The 13,230-nt window shown below is 41.0% G+C and carries 8 protein-coding genes; 3 read left to right on the top strand and 5 right to left on the bottom strand.

The window, feature by feature from the left end; translation table 11 throughout:
- Window positions 1–280: 280 nt before the first annotated feature.
- The 4 genes from ASL19_RS04430 to ASL19_RS04450 all read right to left on the bottom strand — a co-directional run bounded on the left by ASL19_RS04430 (window position 281) and on the right by ASL19_RS04450 (window position 6,178).
- Window positions 281–2,956, bottom strand: coding sequence for an RNA helicase (locus ASL19_RS04430; RefSeq protein WP_057177589.1), 2,676 nt, complete (start codon window positions 2,954–2,956; stop codon window positions 281–283).
- Window positions 2,957–3,183: 227 nt separating this feature from the next.
- Window positions 3,184–3,987: a PhzF family phenazine biosynthesis protein gene (locus ASL19_RS04435; RefSeq protein WP_057177590.1), complete on the bottom strand. Its 804-nt coding sequence runs from the start codon at window positions 3,985–3,987 to the stop codon at window positions 3,184–3,186.
- A 169-nt stretch (window positions 3,988–4,156) separates the two neighbouring features.
- The gene (locus tag ASL19_RS04440; RefSeq protein ID WP_057177441.1) at window positions 4,157–5,203 is read right to left on the bottom strand and encodes an anti-sigma factor antagonist; all 1,047 of its coding nucleotides are present in this window, start codon (window positions 5,201–5,203) and stop codon (window positions 4,157–4,159) included.
- A 333-nt stretch (window positions 5,204–5,536) separates the two neighbouring features.
- The gene (locus ASL19_RS04450) at window positions 5,537–6,178 is read right to left on the bottom strand and encodes a DUF3318 domain-containing protein (RefSeq protein ID WP_057177443.1); all 642 of its coding nucleotides are present in this window, start codon (window positions 6,176–6,178) and stop codon (window positions 5,537–5,539) included.
- A 390-nt stretch (window positions 6,179–6,568) separates the two neighbouring features.
- Between ASL19_RS04450 and ASL19_RS04455 the strand changes: the two genes are divergently transcribed.
- Genes ASL19_RS04455 through ASL19_RS04465 form a run of 3 tightly spaced genes read left to right on the top strand, consistent with a single transcriptional unit; the run spans window position 6,569 to window position 9,660 of the window.
- Entirely contained in the window at window positions 6,569–7,624 is a 1,056-nt protein-coding gene (locus ASL19_RS04455) for an amino acid ABC transporter substrate-binding protein (protein WP_057177444.1), read from the top strand.
- A gap of 33 nt (window positions 7,625–7,657) precedes the next feature.
- A complete protein-coding gene (locus tag ASL19_RS04460; RefSeq protein ID WP_057177445.1) occupies window positions 7,658–8,599 on the top strand; it encodes an amino acid ABC transporter permease in 942 nt (313 codons plus the stop codon).
- A 38-nt stretch (window positions 8,600–8,637) separates the two neighbouring features.
- A complete protein-coding gene (locus tag ASL19_RS04465) occupies window positions 8,638–9,660 on the top strand; it encodes an amino acid ABC transporter permease (protein WP_057177446.1) in 1,023 nt (340 codons plus the stop codon).
- A gap of 73 nt (window positions 9,661–9,733) precedes the next feature.
- Here ASL19_RS04465 and ASL19_RS04470 read toward each other — a convergent pair whose 3' ends face one another.
- Complete coding sequence (locus tag ASL19_RS04470; protein WP_057177447.1) at window positions 9,734–13,123, bottom strand: alkaline phosphatase; 3,390 nt, start codon at window positions 13,121–13,123, stop codon at window positions 9,734–9,736.
- Between the last annotated feature and the right edge of the window lie 107 nt (window positions 13,124–13,230).

The following is a 13,230-nucleotide window of genomic DNA, read 5'->3' on the forward strand; positions in this document are numbered from 1 at the left end:
GTCTTAAACCTCATAAACGCCTCTTTTTCAAGCGTGGCTTTCAGGCTCTATCCCTTATGAAACAAGCTGTTTGACCACTTTGTCACCCGGTAAGAGCTTGTGCCGGGATCTAAATGCGGCTATAAATATAAAGGCGCGTGGGACACACGCCCTCAAAGCTCAATCAATGTCTTCATAGAAGAGTCGTTGAGAAGCCCACACTCACCTGTAAGGGAGTGTGTGGAGTATGTCACTATATCCAATTTATCTTAAACCACGCCCCCGATTTATCGAGGGAGCGTCAATCCATCACCTCATTTACAGGAAAACGGTCGATTAACTGCATCGCCCTTCCAGCATTTTTCCGCAAAGACTCGCTCACAAAGGGAGCATGAGGAATTTGTGATAACAAATCAAGAGTACGCCTTAATAACCTAACTACATCACCCTCATCTAAAGTGGTCATAGCACAAAGTTGTAACCATTTGGTCCCCAGTGCCCATTGTTCCACAATAGCAATCAGTTCAAATTCTAACCATATAGGTAGAGCAACATGATAACGATGTTGAATCTGAAATAACTTACGTCTAATATTACGCAACTTTGACAGGGCACTCCCTACCTCATTACTCAAATTAAAACTTACCCTACTATCAGGTCGTGGTGTTTCCGTGACTAGTGCTGCTACTGCTGCTGCTAAGTGATGGGGATCTAAATTATCTAGTTCACCACTATCTATAGCTAATCCTAACCATAATTCATTCTCACCCCTAATGGTGGACGCCATTTGTCCCAAGTGTGTGGGTGCCAAATTGTCTAGGGCATCAAAATGTTGTAGAATCCTAATCAAGTTCAGAAACTGCTCCCAATGTTCCTCAGAGTTTCGTTTTACCTTCTTCTCTAAACCCTCCAGATATGATTTTAATTCCACAAACTCGGCTTTCTGCTTAAATATATGCCCAATTTTCCCCGACTGATGTACGGAATTCTTTTCCATTTGTGACTGTATAGACACTACCCGATTGAGTTGATTTGCTAACTCCGGTGTCATGTACAAAAACTCTGTCGTATCTGGAATAAGATCCGCTATTTGTGCTGTCTGTGCATCTCCTCGCCAAGAATAACCCTTTTTTAATCCTAGCTCTATAGGGGGTATAATACTTTCTGGCACTTCTACCCTAGATATGTGAGCATGTACTTCAATTACATCTGAGTTTGTAGCTGAATACCAACGATTATTCTTGCCCAAGCAAATAATGAAGGAACTTGGACCAGTTTCTGGCACTTTACTATATAATATGGCTGTCATTGGTAGGGTAGCTGTCGTGTTTTTATCTCTCAAGCTCAAAAGGGTACCTTTGACGGCAAATTCTAGCATCATATACAATTCAGACTCTCTTTCTTCCCTTAGTTGCTCCTGTAAGGTTCTAAATATATGTAGCTCTACCTTTAAAATCTGTTTCAACTTTTCATAAAGGGTAATTTCATTTTCGTCTATGGCACTTAATTCTTCCTCAATTTTTGCCAGTTCTGCCTTAATTTCCTCAATTTCGTCGTATTCTGGCTTTAAATATAAAGTCGCCATGTACTGACCAAAACTGCGCTCTATTAGTTCCTTAGCTTGTTCTAATGTATGGGTTTGCAACAGGTTTAACACCATGCCATAACTGGGGGTAAACTGACTCACTAGGGGATCCGCAGGGGATGTGGCTAAATATGCAGCTTCTCTTGCTCCCTCAAAGGGTGTTTGTAGGGTTACTACGTGACCCTGTTTATCCATTCCTCTTCTACCTGCACGACCGGACATCTGTAAAAACTCAGAAGCCTTCAATAGTCGATGTCCATTATCAGTTCGCTTGGAAAGAGTTGATATTACTGTCGTTCGAGCAGGCATATTAATACCTGCCGCTAAAGTCTCTGTGGCAAATACAACTTTAATTAGACCCTGCTGAAATAGTTCTTCAACTAGTAACTTCCAAGCTGGTAATATGCCTGCATGGTGTGCCGCAATACCTTTATACAGGGGAGCAATTTGCCCAGAACGTCCAGCTTCCGGATTACGAGTTAAAAATTCATCAATTTGTACTCGTAATATTTGGGATTCTTCATTATTGACCAGCCATAGGTCGCTAACTTCTGAAACCGCTTTATCACAACCACGACGGCTGAAAATAAAGAAAATCGCAGGTAACATATCCCTCTCGGATAATTGACTGAGGGTATAAACTATAGTTGGCGGTTCGGGACGATTACCATAACCCCTCTCCCCAATCCCCTTCTTACCCCGTTTGATTAACCTGGAATTAATTTTGGTCTTATTCTCATTGAGTAGGGGAAATAAACCTTTTGGGTTACAGAAGTGAAACTCTAGGGGAACGGGACGAAAATCAGAGTAAATTAAATCTGTTGGTCCGTGAACCCGATTTAACCAATCTGTTAGTTGGTCGCTATTATCAACAGTAGCAGAAAGAGCAACCAACTGAACCTCCTGGGGACAGTAAATTATGGATTCCTCCCAAACCGTACCCCGCTGCTGATCATTCATGTAGTGGCACTCATCTAATACCACAGCCTCAACATTGGTCAAAGATACCCCAATTTGTCCTATGGGGGTACCATAAAGCATATTACGGAAAATTTCCGTGGTCATCACAATAATCGGTGCTTCCCGGTTTACAGAAGCATCTCCCGTGAGCAGTCCCACCTGGTCAAAACCAAATTTTTCCCGAAAGTCCCGTAACTTTTGATTGGATAAGGCTTTTAGGGGAGTAGTGTAAAATACCCTTTTACCCTGAGACAAAGCCCGATAAATGGCATATTCACCAATTAAGGTTTTACCAGAACCTGTCGGAGCACAGACAACTACCGATCTTCCAGCATTTAAAGAGGCGATCGCATCTAGTTGAAATTGATCGAGTTCAAAGGGAAAAATTGACTGTAGGTCAATTTCTAAAGGGGATGGAGTGTGATTGTTCACTAGAACCTCCACTCTGAGGAGGATGATGCTATCACAAGACCTGGAAGTAACATCTGGGCGAATTGATTCGCCACCTGAAAATTCATAACTGTAACCATCCTGAATTTGCGGATTGTTGAACAATATTTGTGGGTGACTGTGTGCCCCCTGCACATACTGGAGGAACTGTACTTCCCACCATTATAAATGGATATGGTGGAGGATGGGGGGTTTTCAGTAAGTCCCACTTAATAATTCACCAATTCACCACGGATGATGGTAATAGCCTGTCCGCTTAAAAAAACCCGATTTCCTCCTGAATAGGTCACTTTCACTACTCCGCCCCGTTGAGAAGCTTGATAAGCTAAAAAACTATCTTTTTGCAGTTTATGTCGCCAAAAGGGCGCTAAACAACAATGTGCAGCACCAGTTACTGGATCTTCGTCAATACCAAAACCGGGGGCAAAAAAACGAGATACAAAATCATATTCCAGATCACCAGTACTGGTAACAATCACGTTCCTGACTGGTAACAGTCTCATTTGTTGCAAATCTGGCTGTATTTGTCGGACTAATTGTGGGGAGGCCAATTCCACTAAATAACCAAGGGAGTTCAAAGAAACTGATTTGTAACCAACTCCTAAAACCTCATTTAGCAAAGGTAGTGGTTCCACAATTTGGGAATGATTAACGGGAAAATCTAATTCAATCCAATCATCTTGCTTTTTCGCAATCAATAAGCCACTTTTAGTATAAAACCGGGCTGTTTGTTCCGGTGATAAATATCCTTCTGACCAAAGAACGTGGGCACTAGCTAAGGTAGCATGACCGCACAGGGGAACTTCTGTGGTTGGCGTGAACCACCGTAAATTGAAACCGTCATTTTCTGCTAGCAAAAAAGCTGTTTCTGATAAATTCATTTCTTGAGCTACTTGCTGCATCCACTCGTCAGATTGAGAATTGGTCAAGACGCAAACTGCAGCAGGGTTACCTTGGAATGGTTTGTTGGTAAAAGCGTCAACTTGGATAATTTTTTGGTTAGTGGTTCTCATGTTATTGTTATATGTAAGTAGGGAGGCACAATTATTTGTAGGATGGGTTGTAGGGTAACCCATGGGGGCGTTGGGTTTCGTTCCTCAACCCAACCTACGTTCATCTTATGTTTAATTCCACCCACCTAGAAGCCATTAACCACAATAGATTCCGGATTTGCCCGAGGATTTAAACAGCACCACTGTTTTTATTAAATAAAATGGATATAGTTTTAACAATTAATTGCAAATCGTAAACTAAACTCCAATTTTTCTGATACTGTAGGTCTAGACGAATAACATCCTCAAAATTGCGTACTTTGGAGCGACCATTTACTTGCCATTCCCCAGTCATCCCTGGTTTTACATCCAAGCGTTGCCATTCTGGCACTTCGTATAATTCCACTTCATCAGGGGTGGGTGGACGAGTACCAACTAAACTCATTTCCCCTTTTAACACGTTCCAAAATTGTGGCAGTTCATCCAAACTGGTACGACGCAAAAAACGTCCTACCTTAGTGATTCTAGGGTCATGATCATTTTTAAAAAATGCCCCAGCTACTTGATTTTTTACCTGGGACTTTTTAGCTTCCGCATCTACACACATGGAACGGAACTTCCAAATATAAAAACGTTTACCCATCCACCCACAACGGATCTGTCTAAAAAAAATCGGACCTGGATCATTGATGCTGATGGCAATCCCAATGGGAATCAATAAACATGCTGTAATTACTAACCCTACTAAAGACCCAACTATATCAATAATTCTTTTCATCCGAGACTTTACGCAAGGATGAGTTGCTGGTAGGTCTTCTAGTCTACAATTACTGCCACGACTATTTCCGGAGTTAGTCAATTCTGAGGTTTTATTAGTTACAGAAGATTTAATTATAAATACCTGATCTAATCCCGTTAAATTCAGGACTGCCATCACTTGTGGGGTCACATTATCAAGTATAAATTCTATCTCCTTTTCTTGAGCGGACTTAAAACTACTGACTAAAGCCCCCAGCCCACTACTATCCATAAAAGTTGTGTTATTCAAGTCTATTAATAGAACTTTAGAATCTAGGTTAGACTCAATTAGATCTCGGCAGGTCTTTTTAAAGCAAATGGCTTCATTTACGCTGAGACGATTTGAAGCCTGGACTACCATCGTACCTTCCAGATAATGAACCGGAAGATCTATTTCTGCGAATTTTCCAGTCATGAAGCTATCAACTTGGGTTACCATCTACAGATTAAGCTAAGATTCCACCACGCTCACCCACCCGGAATGTTTAGTTTTAAGTAAAAATAAACATCTCCAGGGTAAATCTTTCCCACTGTTTATCCCCTACCCAAGGGGTAGAGGTTCTCAACTAGTTTCAACTAATAATTATGTTTCTAAGGATAGATGCTAGTGGCTACTTTACGAATAGAAAACAGTTTAGACTGTTTGCTCCTATGATAAATTTCCCTATATTGACGAAAAGTATCTTGCTTACCTTTTTTGGAAATGTCGATAAACTTTCATTTTTTCCACTAGAACAACACAAAACTTTATATTTAGAAATAGGTAGTTGAATTAGTAATTTTCATCTACATTGTTAGATCTAGATTTGGCTTTATTAGCACTACGTTTAAGAGCAGAAAGCCTAGCTTCGTAACGGTAACGCTGACGCTTACCTGGGGTAGTATCAATTAAGGTTTTAAGAGCACTTCCTAAACTTTTATAGGCATTAGGTAAAGTATAACCAAATCGCGTAGCTAAATTAATAGCTTTTTCATCAGCATCAATTAACTCTTTTGTTTGCTTTGCGCCATTATTTTTTTGATATAGTCGCCAGCCAGAAACTCCACAAAGAGCTAAAGCTAAAACTAATAATAATCCATCCTGCACCCACAATTCACCTACAGCACCACCTAAACCAATAGCCAACGCAGCCATTTCCCACCCATCTTTAGGAATAGTATCATTTTGAATACGTCCCACCTCATGCCAAAATAGGAGGTTACGCTGGTCCATAGCTAAGGCATCCCACTTAATTAAATCAATTTGAATCTCCACTTGGTCTTTACCAATTTCTTCAGAACGAATCAAAGGAGGACTGACTTCTGTTGTTCCTTCCACAATTACCCAACTTTGTAATTCTGGTGGAAGTAGACTCTTTAATCGTCTAAGTTCGCTCATTTCTGCCTTAGCAGAGGAAGTTGTGTATGATGTCATAAAAATTCAAGCGATATCAGTTTGTTAATATTTACTAAAAAACGACTATGTGGACAGTCATGGTGGTATCATGACCCGGAAGAGAATTTGGAAACTCTACCACAACCATCTTAACTTGCTATGGATATTTTTGAGAGAAAGTGAAGCAGTCGAATCCTATTGGTTTGAGGTTTGTTTGAAAACTTACATGATTGGAGCTAGTTAGAACATTAACTATTGGTTTAAAGAATGTGAGAATGGCTACAATTACTGTTTAAAACCCCAGACATCATCACATAGTGAAAATAATGGGGAGTAAAGGTTATATAGTTGAAACTATTGACAGTAACTAAGAAAATTTACTATAATTCTCCCCGAGTTTATCCCGACATTTACCATTGTAGCAAAATTATGGCAAAATCATTTTTGTTTTTAGCAGTTGCTCCTCTTATTTTCACCCTTTTAGGTTGCAATAGCAGTCCTACTAGCAGCACATCTACATCAACAGTACAACCACGCAATACTACTGGCAAAGTTAAAACCAATCTCCGTTTAGTTTGTGGTGTTAGTGGTGAGTTACCTGGATTTAGCTTTGTGCAAACCGATAGTAAATATGCTGGTATTGATGTGGATGTTTGTCGTGCTGTTTCAGCTGCCTTATTTGACAATCCGGACAAAGTAGAGTTTCGTAATCTTAGTGCTAAAGAAAGATTCACTGCTTTACAAACTGGTGAAGTGGATTTACTTAGCCGTAATACAACATGGACTTTTAGTCGTGACACTTCTATGGGTCTATATTTTTCACCCGTGGTACTATATGATGGTCAAGGGATCATGATCCGTAAAAATAGTGGCATTAATTCCTTAGCTGATTTAAAAAACAAAGCTATCTGCACCCAAACAGGTACAACCACAGAACAAAATTTAGCTGACCAAATGCGGAGGCGGGGCATTAGTTATAAACCCGTAGTTTTTGAAGATATTAACGTTACCTTTGCTACCTATTCGGAAGGTCGTTGTGATGCCATAACAGCTGATCGTTCAGCCTTAATTTCCCGACGTACTACCCTACCCAAACCTGAAGATAATATTGTTCTGAATGAATTACTTTCTTCAGAACCTTTAGCTCCTGCAGTTGCGCAGGGAGATCCCCAATGGCATAACATTGTCAAATGGAGTGTTTACGCCCTAATTAAAGCTGAAGAGTTAGGCATTAACTCTCAAAACATATCCCAATTTGCTAATAGTAAAGACCCAGAAATTAAACGTTTTTTAGGCACAGAAGGTAACCTAGGTCAAGGTATAGGTTTAACCAATGATTTTGCTGCTCGAATAATTAAGCATGTTGGTAACTACGGGGAAATTTACGATCGCAGTTTAGGGTCTAAAACCAAACTGAATCTCCCCCGTGGACAAAATGAACTTTATAGCAAAGGTGGCTTACTGTATTCTCCACCATTTCGTTAGTTTCCAACCAGTAATTATTGGAGAAGATAACCAATGACTAATTCCCAACCACCAATATGGCGTAATTATCGGTTTTGGCAAATTGCCATACAGGTTGTAGCCATAATTATAGCCTTGGGTATAGTGAATATCCTGTGGAATAATGCCAACCATAACTTACGCCAGTTGGGTATTAGTTTAGGCTGGGATTTTCTTGAGCGACAAGCGTCTTTTGACATTGGTGAGAGCCTAGTTAAATATCATGCTACTGACTCCTATGGGCGCGCTTTAGGTGTGGGACTAGTTAATTCCTTGCGGGTAGCAACTTTAGGAATTTTGTTCGCTACGGTTGTGGGAATAACTGCTGGTATAGGGCGTTTATCTGATAATTGGTTAGTAAGAAATATCAGTTTAGTTTACGTGGAGATTTTTAGAAACACCCCTTTATTATTGCAATTGTTATTTTGGTATTTTGGAGTTTTTCTATCTCTACCAAGACCAGAAAATAAAATTTCTCTTTTTGGTTTAGGTTACCTGAGTCGAAATGGCATAGATTTACCCACCCTCACCTATCAGGGAGTTAACCTAACTCCAGAATTTTCTACCTTGTTATTAGGTCTGACATTTTACACCGGTGCTTTTATTGCAGAAATTGTCAGAGCGGGTATAAAGTCAGTTTCCCAGGGACAGCGAGAAGCGGGATTATCCCTAGGATTAAGACCTGGTTTGTTAATGAGGTTGATAATCTTTCCCCAGGCTTTAAAGCTGATTGTTCCCCCACTTACCAGTCAATATTTGAATTTGATGAAAAATTCTAGTTTAGCGATCGCTATTGGTTATCCAGATATTTATTTTGTCGCTTCCACCACCTTTAACCAAACAGGAAAAGCTGTGGAAGTCATGATTTTATTGATGATCACCTATTTAACTTTAAGCTTAACTATTTCTATAGTAATGAATTTAGTCAATCGCACTGTTCAAATTAAAGAAAGATAATAATCACTTTGCTCAAACTAGTTATGGATAACTAAATTATGGATCAGCTAATTTGGCTTAGAAAAAATCTATTTAATAACTGGTACAATGGGGTATTAACTATAGTTTGTGTAATTGCTTTATTTTTCCTAGGTAAAGGCGTATTATTTTGGATATTTAATCAAGCCAAATGGCAAGTTGTCACGGTAAATATCCATTTATTTTTAGTTGGGAGATTCCCCCGGTCCTTATATTGGCGAATCTGGTTAGCTTTGGCAATCAATTCTATTATAGGGTTGATAACTTGGCATGGATTGATGCAAAAATATCATTTGCCTAAAAACCAATTGCTTCAAAAAGCTTATCAGTTAATTAGACCTCTGTTAGCACCTATATGGTTATTAACTTTTATCATTACTATTTGGTTACTTGGTGGCGGTTTTGGGTTACAATCTGTTCCTACAAATCTGTGGAATGGACTTTTATTAACCTTGTTAATGGCATTTGTTAGTATAGCACTTTCCTTTCCTCTGGGTGTACTATTAGCATTGGGAAGAAATAGTGAATTACCTGTAATTCGCTGGTTTTCTATTCTCTACATTGAGCTAGTTAGAGGTTTACCGCTCATAGGAATTTTGTTTATTGCCCAGGTGATGTTACCTCTGTTTCTACCTGCCGACTGGCGTTTAGACAGATTAGTTAGAGGTGTTGCAGGACTAGTTTTATTTAGTGCTGCTTATATGGCAGAAAATGTGCGCGGGGGACTGCAATCCATACCTAAAGGACAATTTGAAGCAGCAAGAGCATTGGGTTTAAATACCTTTTTACTCCTGATATTGGTTGTATTACCTCAAGCTTTACGAGTGGTAATCCCTACAATTGTAGGACAGTTTATTGGTTTATTCAAGGATACCTCATTACTGTCCCTAGTGGGTTTAGTGGAATTAACCGGAATTGCCCGCTCTATTTTAGCACAACCACAATTTCTGGGTACATACATGGAGGTTTATATATTTATTGGCGCAGTGTATTGGCTATTTTGTTATTCCATGTCCCTAGCTGCACGTAGGTTAGAAACCTAGAATGGAAGTTCCCTGGATCTTCGTAAAAGACCCAGGGAACGCACAACCAAGATTGCTCTAACTTAATTCGTAATTAAATGTTAGGACTAGCAAAAACAAAAGTTGCACTTGCAGCATTCACACCGTTAAGAGTGGCAACTAACACACCATTGATGCTGATGTTACTACCACTAAAGGTCAAGTCGCTTACAGATGTAGCAACCTGATTAGTAATGCCAATTACGTCAGTACCAATGGTGTAGTCAACAATTGTATTGGGGGTTTTCAACAAAGTGGGGTTATCAGTCAGAATCCAAAACTGATCTACACCAGCACCACCGGAGATTACATTACCTCCACCTTCACCCACAAAGAACCGGTCATCACCATCACCACCTAAAGCACGACCATTCGCACCTAGGTAGAATGTGTCATTCCCAGTACCACCGGATATGCGGTAGCCACTGGCATCTGTGGCATAAAATATATCATTACCACTACCGCCAAAAATGCGATCGCCATTGTTGAGATATATTTCATCTCCACCACTACCGGTAAAAACGCTATTATTTCCGGCAATAGCAGATTTTGCGGTAGAAGCATCCACCTGATCAGCGCCCGCACCAGTAAATACCAGGTCATTAATACCGTCAAAGGACCTAGGACTGGAGTTAGCACCCGCAACCAATTCATCATTACCTGAAGTACCAGAAATTAATTTTACTTCCTGTTGGGTAGCAGCAAATTCTGGTGTTACACCGAACAGAGTTTGATACATTAGATCATAAATTTGAGTATTATCTACAGTACCGGGTAGCTTATCAGCATTCATTCCGTAGGCCTTGGAAACAATACTACCAGGAAAATCAGGAGTTCCCACCCAAGCAATCCCAAAATTACCCATGGGTCCATCAATACTATTCTTAGCAGCAAAGGGAATCCAGGGTTCCGCAGCAGTACCAGTACTACCTTTGGGACCATCCAAAAATGCCCGGTTATTGTTGGTAGTTGTCGGGTTAACTCCAATGAATGGTACTTCAGGTTGGCTATTAGCTAAATTCGGTTTATTAGCATCAAAGTTACCACTGGGACGGTTGTAAGGAGCAAATTGAAACACCTGCATCCCACCAGCATCACTGTCTGCTGCTGTTATTACCAGAGTATTAGGGTCTTGTTTAACATAGTCCATAGCTACGCCTATAGCCGCATCAGCTCGGCGTAGAGCTTCTATGGTTCCTACCGCGTTGTTATTATTGGCAAAGTTATCAGTTCCTTCCTCTTCTATGACCACAAAGAATCCCTGGGGGTCTTGACGAAGAATTTTTAATGATGCTGTTAACATTTCCGCCACTGTGGGAGCTGTACTCACATACAGAGGTAAAGGACTGTTGGTGTTCAGTCCTAGAGACTCTTCCCGACGATCATCAAAGGTGTGGTTGGCGGCAAAAACCCCTAGAAGCTTGGTGTTAGCAGTAGCAGTAGCAACTGCTGCATTCATTTGCTCCTCCGTGTAAACCACGGTGTAGCCGAGGGATTTAGCCAGGTTAATTAGGTTAATGGTTGGACGATCAGCTGCATCAGTGTATTCCGCATCAATGGCAGCAGTAACATGGAAACCAGTAGTACCCTTGGGTAATAAATAAACCTCGCCCCCAGCCATGATTATTTGAGTACCAGAGCGAATCACCTGCTCCGCAATTTCCGCTGTTTTATCCCGAGCGCGAATATTGTCCCCATCTCGGTTGGTTGTAGCAGCTGCAAAAGCCGCAGTTCCAGGCTCACCAATGTGACCAGACTGAATTAGGGCTGTTGCTTTACCAGAGGCGATCGCCTCTTCTAGGATGGTGTAGCCAACTTTACCAGAAGCCGGGGTAACAATGGAATTATCTTCATTTAGTCCAAAGGACTCATTAAACACCTTGACACCATTAGCATGGGTAACAGCTCCTGCATTAGAGGTTCCCGTGAGTTGGTTTTCCATGTGACCGAGGTAAACTCCAGCGTGGGACATTTTATCCCAGTTGAGTCTGCCATCTGGTCCCAAATCAACGTTTCGCAGGGCCATGAAGTGAGAAGGGCTAGTACCATCCGGATGAATAAATATCACATTCCCCGTTGGTTTTGTAGCAGCAGGAGCGGCCAAGTTATTATCAGCAGGATTACGAGCCGTCAGTTCTTTTTCAAACAAGGTCTCGTACATCAACTCATAGATTTTGGTGTTATCTAAAGTGGGCGGTAACCTATCTGCATTTAGACCATGGGCTTTGGAGATAATGGAACCACTAAAATCAGGAAGACCCGCCCAAGCAACACCAAAGTTAAAACGATCACCATCAGCATCGGGAGCGGACACAAATGGAGGACTAGCTACTCCTGTTCGACCATCCATTGGTACGTTTCGTGCTGAAGTGCTGTCAATGGGGTTATTGTTAATATTGCCTACATTACCAGTTCCCAGAGGATCACGGATTTGCAGACCACCGGCATCACTATCTGCAGCGGTAATAATCAGCGTATTTTCATACTTTTTAACAAAGTCCATAGCCACCCCAATAGCCGCATCAGTACGACGCAGAGCTTCCAGGGTTCCAGAAGCATTGTTATTATTACCAAAGTTGTCTGTTCCTTCCTCTTCCAAAATAGTAATGGATCCCTTGCTGAAGTTGGGGTGACGTTCCATCAACTTTTGGGTTACATTCAACATCTCCCCAATGGTAGGAGCTGCTGGTGAATATAAGGGGAGGTTCTGTCCTGCTAATACTTCTTCAGGTCGGTCATTGAAAGTGTGAACGATTGCGAAAACACCTAATACCTTAGTCGGGGGTGTGGGTAGAGTAAGTAAAGCGTTAAGTTGGTCTTTGTTGTAAACAACCGTATAGCCCAGAGTTTTAGCTTTCTCTATCAGGTTTTCCGTGGGGCGCTGTAAAGAATTTGTACTTACAGCATCAAGCTGTGCCGCAGTACCATGAAATCCATTGGTTCCCACGGGTAATAGGTTTAATTCCCCACCACCCATAATGAAATCCACACCGGAGTCAATTACCTGTTTAGCGATTTCTGCAGCTTGAGCCCGGGGTACTATGCGGGAACCATCAGGATTAACAATTTCCTTTGTTTTGGCGACAAAGGCCGCAGTTCCCGGTTCATAAATGGCACCAGATTGAACTAAAGCAGTTACTTTACCAGCATCCCGAGCTGCTTGCACAATAGTTTTATTACTGCCATCCAGAGAAACAATCGGAGTGTTTCCCGCTTCAAAACCAAAGGACTCTGCATAGGCCTTGGCTCCTGTTGCATGGGTGACTGCTCCTGAATTGGAGGTTCCACCCAGTTGATCTTCCATGTGACCAAGATATACTCCGGTCTTTTCTAGGTTGTCCCAGTTTAATCTTCCATCAGGACCTTTGTCTACAAAGCGAGCAAAAGCGAAGTGAGAAGGACTAGTTCCATCCGGGTGAATGAAAATAACGTGGTTTCCAGCCATATTGTTATATCAACTCCTAATCAAATACAGTCTAAAAGATTTAACCGAATAAATTTTTAACCCATATCTATCTTGATGAATTATTGTTAAATCGCGTTTATTTTTAG

It is taken from the genome of Cylindrospermopsis sp. CR12 (assembly GCF_001432185.1).
Lineage (GTDB): Bacteria > Cyanobacteriota > Cyanobacteriia > Cyanobacteriales > Nostocaceae > Raphidiopsis > Raphidiopsis raciborskii.